The sequence below is a fragment of the Humitalea rosea genome, from assembly GCF_003253705.1.
In the GTDB taxonomy this organism is placed as follows: Bacteria; Pseudomonadota; Alphaproteobacteria; order Acetobacterales; family Acetobacteraceae; genus Humitalea; species Humitalea rosea.
In genome coordinates, this window is sequence record NZ_QKYU01000002.1 from 168,221 (window position 1) to 184,564 (window position 16,344).

A 16,344-nucleotide genomic window follows, 5' to 3' on the forward strand; every position below is an offset into this window, starting at 1 on the left:
CAAAGGGGAAGAAAAAATGACCAGGGACGAAGTGCCGCCGACATGGCTAACGCCGGGGGTGGCTGGTATGACATTTAATCGCAGGCAAGGTCTCAAGGGCGTCCTCGGGGCCGCCGTCGGCGGCGCCATGGGCAGCGCCGCACTGCCGCAGGAGGCAGCGGCGCAGACCCGCGCCGAAACGCTGCGCCATGTCATGGGCGGCACGGTGAATTCGCTCGATCCGACGGCGCCGGGCAGTACGCGCGAGAGCTATGGCGTCGCCATGAGCGTCTACGACCGGCTCGCGAGCTTCGGCCGCAAGCAACTGGACGGCAACTGGGTCTTCGACCTGGACAATATTCGCGGTGAGCTGGCCGAGAAGGTCGAACGCTCCGCCGATGGCCGCACGTTGACCTTCCATCTGCGCCCCGATGCGACCTGGCATGACGGCACGCCGGTCACCGCCGAGGACATCAAATGGTCGCTCGATCGCGCCGTCCTCGCCCGTTCGCTGGCGCCGAGCCAGCTCTCCAGCGGCTCGCTGACCAAGGCCGAGCAATTCAGCATCACCGGCCCGCGCACCGTGGAGGTGAAGCTCGATCAGCCTGACCGACTGGCACTGGCTAATCTCTGCGTGCCCTTCGCGATCATGGTCAACAGCACCCTGGCCAAGAAGCACGCGACCAGCGACGACCCCTGGGCGCTGGCCTGGATGAAGGAGAACACCGCCGCCAGCGGCGCCTATATGGTCGAGACCAATCGCCCGGGGCAGCAGCTGATCCTGAAGCGCAACGAAGCCTGGAAGGGCGGCGCGGGCGGCAACCTGCCGTTCTTCAAGCGCATCATCCTGCAGACGGTGCCGGAAGCGGCGACCCGCAGCAATCTGATGGAACGAGGCGATGCCGATCTGTCGATCGATCTCGCCTCCAGCGACATTCCGATGTTGCAGCAACGCGGCAAGGTGAAGGTGGTCTCGATCCCGGCGACCAACGCCTTCAACGCCATCGTGTTCAATACCCAGATGGCGCCCTTCGACAATGTGAAGGTGCGACAGGCGATTGCCGCGGCCATCCCCTATGGCGACATCTTCCAGGCAGCGCAGTTCAACCGTGGCAAGGCGCTGTTCGGTGCGCATTGGACGGAGGCACCGAGCAGTGATTTTCCGCAGGCGATGCCGCTGAACCTCGACCTGGATCGTGCCAAGTCCCTGATGGCGGAGGCGGGCCATGCCAATGGCTTCGCCACCACCTTCTCCTTCGCCACCAGCTATGCGCCCTTCGCCGAGCCCATGGCCGCGCTGGTGAAGGAATCCCTCGCCAAGATCGGCATCGACGTCACCATCCAGAAGATGCCTGACTCGCAGATGGCGACGATGATCACCGAGAAGCGCGTGCCCTTCTTCACCGACAGCGGCACGGCCTGGCTGCCGGCGCCGGACTACTTCTTCCGGATCTACTTCACCCGTGAGCAGCGCTGGAACTTCAGCAGCTGGAACAACCCCGAGGTCAACGCGCTGGCGGCTGCCGCGCGCTTCGAAACCGATCCCGCGACATACGATGCCGCCTGCAAGCGCATGATCACCCTGCTGGGCGACCAGGTGCCGCAGATCATGCTGTGGCAGGCCAATACCGACGCGGTCATGGCCGCCGACGTCAACAACTACACCTACTGGTTCCATCGCCAGATCGATTACCGCGACCTGAAGCGGGGCTGAGCATGCGGGTGCTGCGGCGTATCGGCGGGCGTCTGCTGGCTTCGTTGCCGGCGCTGCTTGGGGTGGTGGTGTTCACCTTCCTGCTGATGCGCGTGCTGCCGGGCGATCCGGCGGTGTTCTTCTCCTCCGGCCCCAATGCGGGGCAGGCGGAGATCGACGCGGTTCGGAAGGATCTGGGCCTGGACCGGCCCATTCCGGAGCAGTTGCTGCGCTACCTCTACGACGTCGGCACCGGCAATCTGGGCCGGTCGCTGACCACGGGGCAGACGGTCGTGCATGATCTGGGGGAGCGGTTGCCGGCGTCGCTCGAACTGACTCTTTGCGCGCTGGTGCTGGCCCTCGGGCTCGCGCTCCCGCTCGGCATCCTCGCGGCGGTGCGGCCGGGATCGGCGATCGACCATGCGGTGCGGATGGTCTGCACACTCGGGGTCTGCGTGCCGACCTTCGTCTCGGGGTTGCTGCTGGTCTACGTCTTCTACGTGCAGTTCGGCATCGCCCCCGATCCGACCGGGCGGCTCGACATCTTCGCCGCCTCGCCGCCCGATATCACCGGCTTCCTGCTGATCGATTTCGCTTTGGTCGGTGATTGGGAGGGGTGGCAAGCGGCGGCCGCGCAACTCGTATTGCCTGCGCTGACCATGGCGCTGTTCGTGCTGGCGCCGCTGGCGCGGATGACGCGGGCGTCGATGCTTTCGGTGCTGGGCAGCGACTTCATCCGCACCGCGCGGTCCATCGGGCTGTCGCGCTGGCGGGTGGTTGCGGTCTATGGGCTGCGCAATGCGATTCTGCCGGTGCTGACCATCATCGGCATCGTGTTCTCCACCATGCTCGGCGCCAATGTGCTGGTCGAGAAGGTGTTCTCCTGGCCCGGCATCGGCTCCTACGCGCTGGATGCGCTGCTCGCATCGGATTACGCGCCGGTGCAGGGCTTCGTGCTTTTGATGGCCGCGGTTTTCGTGATGGTGAACCTGCTGATCGATGTGCTCTACGGTATCGCCGATCCGCGGGTCTCGGTCGCATGATCGCCACGCTGCGCCACGCCGGCTGGGTGTTGCGTGGCAATCCCGTCACCGCCGTTGCCACCTTGGGCGCCGTGCTGTTGCTGATGCTGGCGGCCTTCGCGCCCTGGCTGATGCCCTATGACCCGATCGAATCGGATGTGGCGAGCGCCTTGCAGCCGCCCTCGGCGGCGCATTGGGCCGGCACCGACCAGCTTGGGCGCGACATCCTCAGCCGGCTGATGGCGGCGACGCGGCTGGACCTGGCCATCGCCGCCTCGGCGGTCGGCGTGTCCTTCGTGCTGGGGGCGGTGATCGGCAGCTTCTGCGGCTATCGCGGCGGGCGGCTCGATCGCGTGGTCGGCCGCGTCGTGGATGTGCTGATGGCCTTCCCGCTGTTCGTGCTGGCCATGGCGCTGGTGGCAGCGCTTGGCAACCGGGTCGAGAACATCATCATCGCCACCGCGGTCATCAACCTGCCCTTCTACATCCGCTTCGCCCGCGCCGAGGTGAATGTGCGCCGCGATGCCGGATGGGTCGAGGCGGCACGGGCCGGCGGCGAGGGCCATCTCTCGGTCGTGCTGCGCTTCCTGCTGCCGAACATCCTGCCGGCCATGGCGGTGCAGATCTCGCTGAACCTCGGCTGGGCCATCCTGAACGCGGCGGGGCTGTCCTTCCTCGGTCTCGGCGTCACCGCGCCAACTCCGGAATGGGGCATCATGGTCGCCGAGGGCGCCCGCTTCATCAGCGCGGGGCAATGGTGGCTGGTGGCGTTTCCTGGGCTGGCGCTGATGCTTGCCGTGCTGTGCTTCAACCTTCTGGGTGACGGGCTGCGCGACATCCTCGACCCGCGGATGCGGACATGAGCACGCCCCTGTTGCGGATCGAGGATCTGCATGTCGGCTTCTCGACCCGCGCGGGTGAGGTCAAGGCGGTGCGGGGCGTCTCGCTGGAGATCGAACCCGGTGCGACGCTTGGCATTGTCGGCGAGAGCGGGTCGGGCAAATCCGTCACCGCCTATGCCGTCACGAGGCTGCTCGATCGCGCGGGGCGCATCACCGGCGGGCGCATCTTCTTTCGTGGCCGTGACATCACCCATGCGACCGGCGGCGACATGCAGGCGCTGCGGGGTGGTGCCATTTCCATGGTGTTCCAGAACCCGCGCGCCGCGCTGAACCCGATCCGCAGCATCGGCCGGCAGGTGATGGATGCGTTGGGCGCCGGCAGCGGGGCCGGTTCCTTGCGCGACCAGGCGCTGGCGCTGCTGCATGCCGTGCTGATCCGTGACCCGGAGCAGCGCTTCGATGCCTATCCGCATGAGATGTCGGGCGGCATGTGCCAGCGGGTGATGATCGCCATGGCGATCGCCCGCGCGCCCGCCTTGCTCATCGCCGATGAGCCGACCACGGGCCTCGACGTCACCACGCAGAAGACGGTGATGGACCTCCTGGCGCGGCTGACGGCGGAGCGCGACATGGCGCTGATTCTCATCACCCACGACCTCGGCCTCGCCGCGCAATACTGCGGCCAGGTGGCTGTGATGCAGGACGGGGAAATCGTCGAGCGCGCCGATGCGGTGACGCTGTTTCAACGCCCCATCCACCCCTATTCGCGCCGCCTGGTCGCCGCATCGCCGACACCGCGTTCCACCGTCGCGGAGCTGGTCGGCGAGGCGCCGGCGCCACCCCTGACGCGCGCGCCAGAACCGGCCGGCACCCCGCCGCTGCTGGAGGTTCAGGGCCTTGTGAAGCGCTACGGGCGGGTCACGGCGGTCGATGATGTGTCCTTCACCCTCAGGCCCGGCGAGAGCCTGGGTCTGGTCGGGGAATCCGGCTCGGGCAAGAGCACCATCTCACGCCTCATCTGCCGCCTGATCGACCGCAGTGCCGGCGATGTGCTGTTCCGTGGCGAGGATATCGGGGGGCTGCCGGCGCGGGATTTCCACACCTCGCCATTCCGGCGGGAGATCCAGATCGTCTTTCAGGACCCGCATGAAAGCCTCAACCCGCGCTTCTCCGCCTTCGACAGCATCGCCCATCCGCTGCGGCGTTTGGGGGGGCTGAAGGAGGGAGGCGCATTGCGCCATTGCGTCGAGGAGTGCGCCCATCGCGTCGGCCTGCCGCCGGACTTGTTGTCGCGCTTCCCACATCAATTGTCGGGCGGGCAGAAGGCACGGGTTGGCATCGCCCGCGCCATTGCGCTGAAGCCGCGGCTGCTGGTGCTGGACGAGCCGACGGCGGCGTTGGATGTGTCGGTGCAGGCGCTCATCCTCAAGCTGCTGGATGATCTGCGGCGGCAGGAGGATCTGGCCTTTCTGTTCGTCAGCCATGATCTCAACGTCGTGCGCATGATGTGCGAGCGCACGATCGTGCTGCGCCAGGGCCGCATCGTGGAACAGGGCGCCAGCGAGGCGCTGTTCGCGAACCCCAAGGCGGCCTATACGCGCGAATTGCTGGCAGCCATTCCGCATTTCGATCCCGAGGCTGCGCTTGTCGGCTGAGGCAACCCCGAACCACCCCGCGTTGGCCTGGCCTTCGCGGGATGGCGTTCTGATGGAGACGAGTCGCGTGCAGCAGCGGATCTGGGATATCGGCACCGATATCGGCGGCACCTTCACCGACATCATCGCCGTGCGCCCCGGCAGCGACGAGACCCGCATCGCCAAGGTGCCCTCGCGCCCCGATGCGCCGGTGCGCGCGATGCTGGAAGCCTTGGCGGCAGTGGGGCTGGGGCAGGCGGATGTGCGCCGCTTCGTGCATGGCACCACGCGCATCACCAATGCCTTGGTTGAAGGCCGGCTGCCAAAGGTTGCGCTGGTCGCGACCGCGGGCTTCGAGGATGTTCTGGAGATCGGCCGCTATCGCCGCCAGGAGCTGTATCGCCTCGACCTGCCGCCGAAAGCGCCGCCGCTGGTGCCCGCCGCCTTGTGCTTCGGCGTGCAGGAGCGGCTGGACCACACCGGCGCCGTGCTCAAGCCGCTGGAGGAGGCGGAGATCCAGCGCCTGCTGGTCTGGCTGCGCGCGAGCGGCGCCCAGAGCGTCGCCATTTCCCTCCTGCATTCCTACGCGAATCCGGTGCATGAAAAGCTGCTGGCTGAGCGCCTGCGCGACGTGGTGCCGCATGTCTGCGTCTCCCACGAGATCAACCCGGAAGCGCGCGAATACGAACGCACATCCTCCACCGCCTTCAATGCCGCGGCGATGCCGATCGCGGTCGAGTACCTGACCGAGTTGGAGGAGAAGCTGCCGATCGGGGCGGGCTTGCAGGTGTTCCACTCGGCGGGGGCGATGGTGCCGGTGCCGGCGGTGAAGCTGCGGCCGTTGGTCATGGCGGCGTCCGGCCCGGCGGCGGGGGTATCGGCCTCGGCGCGCCTCGCGCGCGATCTTGGCCGGCCACGGGTGCTGACCTTCGACATGGGCGGCACCACCACGGATGTCTGCCTGATCGTCGATGGCGTCGCGGAGATGACCGATACGCGCATGATCGGCGGCCGGCCGCTGCGCCAGCCGATGTTGGCGGTGCATTCCATCGGTGCCGGCGGCGGTTCCATCGTGAAGCTCGGGCCCGGAGGGTTGAGCGTCGGCCCGGAGAGCGCGGGATCGGAACCTGGCCCCGCCTGCTACGGCCGTGGCGGCCTGGCGCCGACCATCACCGATGCGAATGCCGTGCTTGGTTACCTCGACCCGGATGCGAAGTTGGGTGACACCATCAGCCTCGACGTCGATGCGGCCCGCGCCGTCATTGCGCCGATCGCGGCGGAGCTCAAGCTTGGGCTTACCGAAACCGCGCTCGGCATCATCCGCGTTGCCAATGCCGCGATGGCGCGCGCGCTGCGCCGCGTGACGGTGGAACGTGGCGTCGATGGGCGCGACTGCGCGTTGCTCGCCTTTGGTGGCGGCGGGCCGATGCATGCGGCCGGCTTGGCCGAAATGTATGGGTTGACCGAGGTCATCGTGCCGGCGGCCTCCAGCGCCTTCTCGGCGCTCGGTTGCCTCACCGCCGATTTCAGCTTCCTGCAACAGCGCACGGTGCGCCTGGCGCTCGATGGTCTGGAACTGGCTGGCTTCGCGACCCGCGTTGCGGAGATGGCAAGCGAGGCGACCAGCCCGCTGATCGCCAATGGCGTCGAGGCTGCGGGCATTGAAATGGAGCACATCGCCTTGATGCGCTACGCGGCACAGAGCGACTCCCTGCCGGTGCCCTTCGCCATTCCGTTGGACCCCGCGGGGCTGGAAGCGGAATTCCACCGCCGCCATCGCGAACTTTTTGGCTATGCCACCTCCGAACCCTGCGTGATCGAGGCGCTGCGGGTGCAGGCGCGCAAGGCCTCGACCACGGCGCTGGCGCGGCCCGATGTCGGTCGCCCACCGCGGCCGCCGCGGTCGCGGGATTGCGTCTTTCCAGATGTGGGCAGCGTCGCCACCGCGATCCTGCCGCGCGAGACGCTCATCGGCATCGTGCAAGGACCGGCCATCATCGAGGACGCCTGGTCCACCGTCATCGTGCCGCCCGGGTGGCAGGCACGAGGCGACACGGCCGGAAACCTCTTCCTGACCAGGAGTGCGGCATGAGCACGCTCGATCCCTTCGTCGTCGAGGTCATTCGCCACGGGCTTTCCGCCGCGGCGGAGGAGATGAGCCTGGTGATGACGCGCTCGGCGCGGTCGCCGCTGCTGCGCGAGGCGGGGGACCTCTCCTCGGCCGTCACCGACGCCGAGGGCGGGCTGGTCGGGCAAGGGCGCGACATCCCGATCCACCTTGGCGCCATGGCCTATACGGTGAAGGAGTTGCTGAAGGTCTGCCCGGCCGAGGGTATGCGCGAAGGTGATGCGCTGATCTACAATCTTGGCGCGCTGGGTGGGAACCACCTCAATGATGTGAAAGTGGCGCGGCCGGTCTTCGTGGATGGCAAGATCGTGGCCTTCGCGCTCAGCCTTGCGCATTGGCCCGATGTCGGCGGCACCTGGCCCGGCAGCTATTTCGCCAAGGCCTTCGATACCTTCCAGGAGGCGATTCGGATACCGCCGATGCCGATCGCCAGCGCCGCCGGGATCAATCGTCCGGTGCTGGATTTCATCCTGCACAATGTACGCGACCCGGTCGCCTGTGAGGGCGACCTGCTGGCGCAGATCGCCGCCACCCATGCGGCCGAACGGCGCATCCACGAGCTTTGCGCGCAGCATGGCACGCAGACCTTCCTCGATGCCATGGTGCGCCTGCATGATCTGTCGGAGGCCGAGATGCGGGCCGCGATCCTCGATCTGCCCGATGGCACCTATGAGGGCGAGGATTTCCTCGACGATGGCGGCCCGGATGGCGCCCCGGCGCGGATCCATGTCCGCATCGAGATCAAGGGCGATGAGGCGCTGTTTGACCTTTCCGGGTCGTCGGATCGTGTCGCGAATTTTTGCAACATGACGCCCTTCATCGCGCGCTCCGCCGTCGCCTATTCCGCGCGGATCATCAGCGGGCGTGAGATGCAGCAGAATGCCGGCGCGCTGCGGCCACTCACCATCATCACCCGGCCTGGCTCGATCCTGGAGCCCGGCTGGGATGCCGCCGTCGCCGCCGGCAATCATGAAACCTCCATGCGGATCGTGGATGCGATATTCCGCGCCATGGAGAATGTGATCCCCGAACGGCTCTCCGCCGGCGGGCCGACGACCTCCGGGCTGCTCGCCTTCGCCGAGCCACGGCAAGGGCTGCCCTGGCGCATGCTGTATGAGGTCCATGGCGGCGGCGAGGGCGCCCGCCACGATCGCGACGGCGTTCCCGCGACGCGCGTGCATCTGACCAATACCTCCAATACCCCGGCGGAGATGATCGAGGCCAATTACGCAATCCGTATTGAGGAACAATCCATCCGCCGCGGTGCCGGCGGCGCCGGGCGGCACAGGGGTGGGGACGGCGTGGTGCGCCGCTATCGCGTGTTGGCGCCTTCGATGTGGCTGACCACCTGTGTCGAGCGCAACATCATCCCGCCCTTTGGGCTGCAGGGGGGCAAGCCCGGGCTGCCCTTCCGCATCACGCTGGAGCGGAACGGTGTGGTGGAAATCCTTTCGGGCAAGGCCAACATGCTGCTGCAACAGGATGATCTGGTGACGCTGGAAGCCTGCGGCGGCGGCGGCTATGGCGTTCCCGACCGGGGATAGGCAGACTCCCCCGCTGATGGAGGCGGGGGGTGTGATGGCGGGCCGGCGCATGTCGATGGCCGGGATGCATCTGGATCGCCGCGCGGAATTGCCGCTCTACCAGCAACTCGCGGCGCATCTGCGCCAGCGCATCCTCGATGGCCGTCTGCCGGCGGGCACGCGGCTGCTCGGTTCGCGGGACATCGCCTCAGAGCTCGGCTGTTCGCGTGCCATCGTATTGGCCGCCTGCGACCTGCTTTACGCCGAGGGCTACCTGGTCTCCGTTCCGCGCGGCGGGGTGCGGGTTGCGGATATCGCTTTGGCGCCGGGGGCCGCGGCACCGATGCCCGAGGCGGATGCGCCGGACGGCTTCCTGTCCGATCGCTGGACCTCGCTGCTGCGCACGGAGTATGTCTTCGAGACCGGATCTGCCTTCAGCACCGGCACGCCGGATATCAGCAACTTTCCTTTTGATATCTGGGCGCGATTGCTGCGGCAGGCATGGCACAACCCGCTGCGCTCCGCCTGCATCGACATGTCGCCGCTCGGCTGGCATCCGTTGCGCGAGGCGACGGCGGAGTTCCTCGGCGCCGTGCGCGGCCTGCTCTGCCGGCCGGAAGAAGTTGTCATCACCCCCGCCAGCTCGGGGGCGCTCGACCTCTGCTGTCGCATGCTGCTCGATCCTGGCGATGAGGTCTGGGTGGAGGAGCCGGGCTTCATTGAGGCGCGCTGGAGTCTCAAGGCTGCGGGCGCGAAGCTGGTGCCGGTTCCGGTCGATGAGAAGGGGATGATCGTCGCCGAGGGCATTCGTCGGGCGCCGCGTGCCAAGCTCGCCGTGGTGACACCATCGCACCAATTCCCACTCGGCGTCGTGATGGGGCTGGAGCGGCGGCTGGAACTGCTTGAGTGGGCCGGCAGCCAGGGAAGTTGGGTGATCGAGGATGACTACAACTCCGAGTTCCGTCACCGCGACAGCATGGCGGCGTCGCTGAAATCGCTCGACCGCATGGGCCGCGTCATCTACCTCGGCACCTTCTCCAAGGTCATGATGCCGAGTCTGCGCCTGGGATATCTCGTCGCCAGCCGTCGATTTGTCGAAGCCTTCGGGCAAGGTCGCGCCCGGATCGATGTGCACTCGGCCGGAACGGCGCAACCGGCCCTGGCGGAATTCCTGCGCCAGGGCCATTTGCTGCGCTACCTGCGTCGGATGCGGAAGCTCTATGCCGAGCGGCAGCAGGCGGTGCTGCATGCTGTGCGGACATTGATGCCCGATGATCTCGAGGTGGCGCCCACGGCCGCGGGCTTGCATCTGACCGCGCTGTTCACCCCGGCTATGGCCGCACGCATGAGCGATCGGGAAGCGTCAGAGCGCAGTCGGCAGGCCGGAAATTTCATCCAGCCCTTGTCGCAATGCTATCTCGGAACGCCTGACCGGCAGGGCCTCGTGATCGGCTATGGCCGGTTGCAAGAGGCCGAGGCGATGCCGCGTCTTGCTGCCGTAGCAGCGAAGCTTCGTGCGTGACGCCGCCTCTGGCTCATCGCTTTGCGTCGCAACTGGCGCTGTCGTCCCGCGGATTCGGACCCTAGCCTCGGTACTTCGATCGTAAAGGGGCGCGTGATGGGCAGGCTGCTGCGGACTGGGTTGAACGCCGGCACGGAAGCGCCCCGCGTGGTGGGCGGGCAGGGCGTGTATTTCCATCTGCAGGACGGCCGCCGTGTGCTCGATGGCAGCAACACCGGCGGGCCGCTCGGTCATGCCCATCCGCGTATGGTCGAAGCCTTGCGTGAGGCCGCCGGCGTGCCGGTGGTCAGCGAGGGCTGGAGCTGGCTTGGCCGTGACCAGGCCGCGGAGGACTTCTTCGACTACGGCTTGCAAGGCGAGGAAAGCTGGGCCGGCGCCGTTCGCTTCTGCCTGAGTGGGAGCGAGGCGAATGACATCGCGCTTTCGCTGTCCCAGGCGCTGACGGGCCGGCACGCGATCGCGACGCGCGAGCGGGCCTACCACGGCCTTGTCGGCCTGTCGCGGGACGTGACGGTGCAGCCGCAATGGCATGGCGGCCTCGCGGCACCCAATGGCGGCACCAGGCGCCCGTTTCCCTGCGCGCCCGTGCATGTACTGCCGGCGCCAGAGGGCGCGTTGTATCTGAGCCCGCCCGGTCCGGTGACGCCGCTGGCTGAACGGCTTGCGGGCGTGCCGGCGATGCTGGCCGGCTCGGCAGCCGTCATCCTCGATTATACCCAGGGCGGGTTCTACCATGATGGCGCCTACCAGGATGCTGTCGCGGCCATGGCGCGGGCACAGGGCGCGTTCTGGATCGCCGATGAGGTGGTGACCGGACTTGGCCGCTCCGGGCGTCCCTTCGCCTTCCAGGGCGGGCAGAGCCGGCCAGATATCGTGACCATGGGCAAGGGGCTGGGTGGGGGTGCCGTGGCCGTCGCCGCCGTGCTGCTCTCGAAGGATCTGGTGGCAAGGCTCGAAGGCACGAGCTGGCAGAACTATGGCACGCTGCGCGGCCACCCCATGACCATGGCGGCGGTCAGCGCCTATCTGCGCATCCTGCACGAGGAAGCCTTGCTGGAGCGGGTGCGCGGATTGGAAGTGCTTTACGCCCGGCGTCTGGAAGAGATCGCGCGGCGCCATCCCAGCGTCTGTCGCGTTGCCGGGCAGGGGCTGCATTGGACGATCGAACTGCACGGCCCCGATTGGCGCGGCTGGCTGGCGGATACCGCCGAGGCGCCTATCGCCTCCCGCGTCGCGGCGCTCGCGCTGGAGGCAGGGGCCGTGATCGGCACCAGCGGCGAACAGGTCTCGTTGTTCCTGGCGCCGCCTTTGATTATCTCCGAGGCGCAGTCGGAAACCTTGCTCGACATTCTGGACAGGAGCCTCGACCTTGCCGACCGTGAACACAACCGGATGATGGAGAGCGCCAAGTGATCGAGCATGATGTCAAGGCGGCTGTCCTGGCCACGGTGCAGGGCTATTTCGACGCATTGTATGATGGCAGCGTGGAGGGCTTTCGCGCGGTGTTCCATCCGCAGGCGCAGCTGTTCACCAGCGAGGGCGGTGCGACCGATGCCGTCGATCTGGACAGCTACATGATCCGCGTCTCCGGCCGGCCCGCGCCTGCCAGCCGCAACGATCCGCGCATCGATGAGGTGCTGAGCGTTGCAATCGCAAGCCCGAGCACCGCGCATGTCCGCGTCAGGGATGCGCTCGCACCCAACCGCTTTGTCGACGACCTGCTGCTGGTCAAGTTCGCCGATGGCTGGAAGATTGTCTGCAAGGCCTGGGCGTTCGATCCCCTTCCCGCATGATCGGGGTCGAGGTCGTCGAGGACGACATCCTCGTCATCACCATGGACCGCCCGCCGGCCAATGCCATCGACCAGGCAATGAGCGAAGGGCTGGATGCCGCCTTCAGTCGCTTTGAGGCTGACGACGCCTTGCGTGTCTGCATTGTGACCGGGGGCGGTGAGCGCTTCTTTTCCGCCGGGTGGGATCTGAAGGAGGTCGCCGCCGGGCACGGCGACGAGGACGGCTTTGGCAGCGGCGGATACATGGGGCTGACGGAGCGGTGGAGCCTGGTGAAGCCGGTCATCGCCGCCGTGAATGGCATCGCGGCAGGTGGCGGCTTCGAACTTGTTCTGGCCTGCGATCTCGTTGTGGCAAGCACCGAGGCGCGCTTTGCCTTGCCCGAGGTACGGCACGGCCTCGTCGCGGAAGGGGGCGGCGTCATCCGTGCCCCACGCCGCCTGCCACCGGCCCTGGCGATGGATCTGCTGCTCACCGGCCGTTTCGCCAGCGCGGAGGATCTGCATCGCCATGGCCTCATCAACCGCCTGGTTCCCGCGCCGGAGGTGATGGCGGCGGCGCTTGACCTGGCCCGGATGATTCGTGCCGCGGCGCCCACCGCCGTTGCGGCGACGATGGAGATTGTCCAGCGCACGTCACATCTTTCGGTGCGGGACGCCTACGCGACGATGCGGGGCGGTGACATGCCGGCCTATGCCCGGATGCGTGCCTCGCCCAATCGTGTGGAAGGTCCCCGCGCCTTCACCGAAAAGCGGCCGCCGCGCTGGACAGGCTGACGCTGTTCGGTTGAAACTGCGTTTCTCTATTCGGAACACGGGCATGACAGAGCAATCGCCGTTCTGGCCCAAGGGCGTGCCCCGCAGCATCGGCACCATGCCCCGCAGCCTGGGTGAGGCGCTGCGCCGTTCCGCCGCGCGACGACCCGATCATATCGCCCTCGTCTTCTATGGCGCCGAGATCACCTTCGCCGAGATGCTGGCGCGGGTGGAACGGCTCGCGGCTTTCCTGCAGCATCGCTGCGGGGTGCGGAGGGGGGACCGGGTGCTGCTGGACATGCAGAACTCGCCGCATTTCGCCATCGGCTACCACGCCATCCTACGGGCCGGGGCGGTGGTGGTGCCGGTGAACCCGATGAACATGGCGCCGGAGCTGGCCTATCTCTGCGAGGATAGCGGCGCGCGGGTGGCGCTGGTGGGGGGCGAAGTCCTGAGCCGGTTTGCCGGTTTGATGCCGGCACCGCTCGCCCATGTCATCGTTGCCGCCTATGCCGACGAAGTGCCCGATCCCTCGCCGTTCCATCTGCCGCCGGTGATGGCCGAATCCGTGCTGCCCGCCGCATTGCCCGAGGGCGCGATCGCCTGGCCGACAGCGCTTGCCGAGACGATGGCACCATTGCCGGATATGGCGGGGCACGATGATCTTTGCGTTATGCCCTATACGTCCGGCACGACTGGCAAGCCCAAGGCCTGCGCGCATACCCATGCGAGCACGCTCTTCACCGCCCTCGCCCAGGCAGCGTGGTATGGTTACGATGACGACACCGTGGTCACCGGCTTCATGCCGATGTTCCACGTCGCCGGCATGCAGGTGTCGCTGAATGGCTGCGTGGTGTCGGGCGCGACGGTTGTCATCATGGCGCGATGGGATCGAGATCTGATCTCGCCTTTGTTCACGCGCTACGGGGTGACGCTCTGGAGTGCTGCGCCCACCATGGTCGTGGATGTGCTGGCGGCACCGGGTTTCGATGAACGTGCGTTTGCGAAGCTCCGTATCCTGACCGGCGGGGGATCGACCATGCCGGTGGCCGTGGCGGCGGAGTTGGATCGCCGATGGGGCCTGCGCTTCGTCGAAGGCTATGGCTTGAGCGAGACCATCGCGGCGACGCATCTCAACCCGCCGGATCGCCCCAAGCCGCAATGCCTGGGCATCCCGATCCAGGACACGGTCTCGCGCATCATCGATCCCGAAACGCTGGATGAGGTCCCGGTCGGTGAACTCGGCGAGATCATCATCGCCGGCCCGCAGCTCATGCGCGGCTATTGGAACCGCCCCGATGCCGATGCGGAGGTGTTCCTCGAACGCGATGGGCTGCGTTTCCTGCGGACAGGCGATCTGGGGCGGGTGGATGAGGAGGGGTATTTCTACATCTCCGACCGGCTGAAGCGGATGATCAGCGTCAGCGGCTTCAAAGTCTGGCCGGCGGAATGTGAGGCGACGCTCTACCACCACCCCGCCATCCGCGAATGCTGCGTCATCGCCGCACCCGATCCGTATCGTGGTGAGACGGTGAAGGTCTTTGTCGTGCTGCGCCCCGGGGCCACATTGGAGGCGCCCGCGCTCATCGAATGGGCGCGGGGCGTGATGGCCGCCTACAAGGTGCCGCGCCTCGTGGAATTCGTCGACAGCCTGCCGCGTTCGGGCAGCAACAAGATCGACTGGCGCAGCCTGCATCTGGCCGAATGGGCCAAGGCCGGCTGAGCCGTCGCGTCAGAAGGCGGTCTGGTCGCCGCCCTTCAGCCCCAGCATCTCCCGCGCCTCATCCGGCGTCGCGATCTCCAGTGACAGGCGCTCCAGGATCTCGCGGATCAACCGCACCTGCTCGGCATTGCTGGTCGCCATCTTGCCCTTGCCGGCGTAGAGGCTGTCTTCCATGCCAACGCGCACATTGCCACCCATGGTCGCGGCCATGGTGCCCATGTTGAGCTGGTGGCGCCCCCCGGCCAGGACCGACCAGCGATACTGGTCCCCGAAGAGCTTGTCGGCGGTCTTCTTCATGAAGACCAGGTTCTCGGGCTCGGCGCCGATGCCGCCGAGCGTGCCGACGATCAGCTGCACGAACATCGGCAGCTTCACCAAGCCGCGATCCATCATATGCGCGAGGTTGTAGAGGTGGCCGACATCGTAGCATTCGAATTCGAAGCGCGTGCCATTGGCGCCGAGCTTGTCGAGGATGGCCTCGATATCGGCGAAGGTGTTGCGGAAGATGGCGCCGCGGCTGGCTTCGAGGTAGTCCTCCTCCCAATCGTGCTTCCACTTGCCCTTGTATTTCGGGATCATGGTGTAGGTGCCGAAGTTCATCGAACCCATGTTGCAGGAACACAGCTCGGGTTTTGCCGCGAGGGGAGCGGCGAGCCGGTCCTCGATGCTCATGAAGGTGCTGCCGCCGGTCGTCATGTTCAGCACGGCGGGGGTGCGCTGCTTCAGGCTGCGCAGGATATGGAACCAGGTGTCGAGGTCGCCGGTCGGGCGGCTGGTCGCCGCGTCGCGCGCGTGCAGATGCAGGATGGCGGCACCCGCCTCGGCCGCCTCGGCGGCCTGGTCGATGATGGCGGAGGGCGTTACGGGCAGATAGGGCGACATGGTCGGCGTATGGGTGGCACCGGTGATGGCGCAGCTGATGATGATCTTGTTGCTTGCAGCCATGATCTTCACTCCGTGTATTCGAGGCCGCCGCAGATGCTCATCACCTGGCCGGTGATGGCGCGGCCGGTGGGCGCGCAGAGGTAGAGCACCATCTCGGCGATCTCCTCCGGATCGACGGCGGTCTTGAGCGAGACGGCGCGCAGCGCGATCTGCTCCATCTCCTCATAGGTGATGCCCTTGGTCGCGGCGCGGTCGGTGAAGACGCGGCGAATGCGATCACCGTTCACCACGCCGGGCGCGATGGCATTCACGCGGATCTTGTGCGGGCCAAGTTCGACCGACAGGCCGCGCGCGAAGGCGATCACGGCCGCCTTGCTGCTGGAATAGGGCGAGCGCAGCGCGAAGGCGTATTTGCCCGCGACCGAGGCCATGCAGACCATCACGCCCCAGCCATTCGCCTTCAGATGCGGCACCGTGGCACGGGCGACGAAGAACTGGCCGTTGACGTTGATCGCCTGGGTCCGCAGCCAGTCCTCGGTGGAGATATCCTCGACCGGCGCGGCCGGCCCCGCGATGCCGGCATTGTTGATGACGAAGTCGAGCCCGCCCATCGCCGCCACCGCGGCGGCGACGAAGGCATCGACCTGCACAGGATCGGACACGTCGCAGCGCATGGTGCCAATGCCGGGAAGGGCGGTCGCCGCGGTCGCGAGGCTCGCCTCGGAAATATCGCAGACCCAGACCTTGGCCCCGAGGTCATGGAAGGATTTGGCGATGGCGAGCCCGATCCCGGCGGCCCCCGCGGTGATGAGCACGCGCTTGGATGCCCAGTAGCTCTGATCGATCAT

Annotated in this window: 13 protein-coding genes; 11 read left to right on the forward strand and 2 right to left on the reverse strand. The window is 67.1% G+C overall.

Annotated elements, in window-relative coordinates; genetic code table 11:
* Positions 1 to 67 precede the first annotated feature (67 nt).
* The 11 genes from C8P66_RS02825 to C8P66_RS02875 all read left to right on the forward strand — a co-directional run bounded on the left by C8P66_RS02825 (position 68) and on the right by C8P66_RS02875 (position 14,611).
* The gene (locus C8P66_RS02825) at positions 68 to 1,693 is read left to right on the forward strand and encodes an ABC transporter substrate-binding protein (RefSeq protein ID WP_111396617.1); all 1,626 of its coding nucleotides are present in this window, start codon (positions 68 to 70) and stop codon (positions 1,691 to 1,693) included.
* Between the two features lie 2 nt (positions 1,694 to 1,695).
* Complete coding sequence (locus C8P66_RS02830) at positions 1,696 to 2,715, forward strand: ABC transporter permease (protein ID WP_111396618.1); 1,020 nt, start codon at positions 1,696 to 1,698, stop codon at positions 2,713 to 2,715.
* Positions 2,712 to 3,557 (forward strand): ABC transporter permease, encoded by an 846-nt coding sequence (locus tag C8P66_RS02835; protein WP_111396619.1) that lies wholly within the window; start codon positions 2,712 to 2,714, stop codon positions 3,555 to 3,557. The genes C8P66_RS02830 and C8P66_RS02835 overlap by 4 nt, the downstream gene beginning before the upstream one ends.
* Positions 3,554 to 5,191 (forward strand): nickel ABC transporter ATP-binding protein NikE, encoded by a 1,638-nt coding sequence (gene nikE, locus C8P66_RS02840; RefSeq protein WP_111396620.1) that lies wholly within the window; start codon positions 3,554 to 3,556, stop codon positions 5,189 to 5,191. The genes C8P66_RS02835 and nikE overlap by 4 nt, the downstream gene beginning before the upstream one ends.
* Positions 5,192 to 5,243: 52 nt before the next feature.
* Positions 5,244 to 7,262: a hydantoinase/oxoprolinase family protein gene (locus tag C8P66_RS02845; protein ID WP_111396695.1), complete on the forward strand. Its 2,019-nt coding sequence runs from the start codon at positions 5,244 to 5,246 to the stop codon at positions 7,260 to 7,262.
* On the forward strand, positions 7,259 to 8,842 hold the full coding sequence (locus C8P66_RS02850) for a hydantoinase B/oxoprolinase family protein (protein ID WP_111396621.1): 1,584 nt from the start codon (positions 7,259 to 7,261) through the stop codon (positions 8,840 to 8,842). The genes C8P66_RS02845 and C8P66_RS02850 overlap by 4 nt, the downstream gene beginning before the upstream one ends.
* Positions 8,820 to 10,343, forward strand: coding sequence for a MocR-like pyridoxine biosynthesis transcription factor PdxR (gene pdxR / locus C8P66_RS02855; protein ID WP_245903175.1), 1,524 nt, complete (start codon positions 8,820 to 8,822; stop codon positions 10,341 to 10,343). Before C8P66_RS02850 ends, pdxR begins: the two co-directional genes overlap by 23 nt.
* 96 nt (positions 10,344 to 10,439) lie before the next feature.
* Positions 10,440 to 11,756: an aminotransferase class III-fold pyridoxal phosphate-dependent enzyme gene (locus tag C8P66_RS02860; protein ID WP_111396622.1), complete on the forward strand. Its 1,317-nt coding sequence runs from the start codon at positions 10,440 to 10,442 to the stop codon at positions 11,754 to 11,756.
* Entirely contained in the window at positions 11,753 to 12,136 is a 384-nt protein-coding gene (locus C8P66_RS02865; protein ID WP_111396623.1) for a nuclear transport factor 2 family protein, read from the forward strand. Before C8P66_RS02860 ends, C8P66_RS02865 begins: the two co-directional genes overlap by 4 nt.
* Positions 12,133 to 12,909 (forward strand): enoyl-CoA hydratase-related protein, encoded by a 777-nt coding sequence (locus C8P66_RS02870; RefSeq protein WP_111396624.1) that lies wholly within the window; start codon positions 12,133 to 12,135, stop codon positions 12,907 to 12,909. The genes C8P66_RS02865 and C8P66_RS02870 overlap by 4 nt, the downstream gene beginning before the upstream one ends.
* A gap of 43 nt (positions 12,910 to 12,952) precedes the next feature.
* Positions 12,953 to 14,611 carry a long-chain-fatty-acid--CoA ligase gene (locus C8P66_RS02875; RefSeq protein WP_111396625.1) on the forward strand — a complete coding sequence of 553 codons (1,659 nt, stop codon included), beginning with the start codon at positions 12,953 to 12,955 and terminating at the stop codon, positions 14,609 to 14,611.
* A 9-nt stretch (positions 14,612 to 14,620) separates the two neighbouring features.
* Here the strand turns inward: C8P66_RS02875 and C8P66_RS02880 are convergent, their stop codons facing one another.
* Positions 14,621 to 15,556: a BKACE family enzyme gene (locus tag C8P66_RS02880; protein ID WP_111396697.1), complete on the reverse strand. Its 936-nt coding sequence runs from the start codon at positions 15,554 to 15,556 to the stop codon at positions 14,621 to 14,623.
* 5 nt (positions 15,557 to 15,561) lie between these two features.
* Positions 15,562 to 16,344 (reverse strand): SDR family oxidoreductase, encoded by a 783-nt coding sequence (locus tag C8P66_RS02885; protein WP_111396626.1) that lies wholly within the window; start codon positions 16,342 to 16,344, stop codon positions 15,562 to 15,564.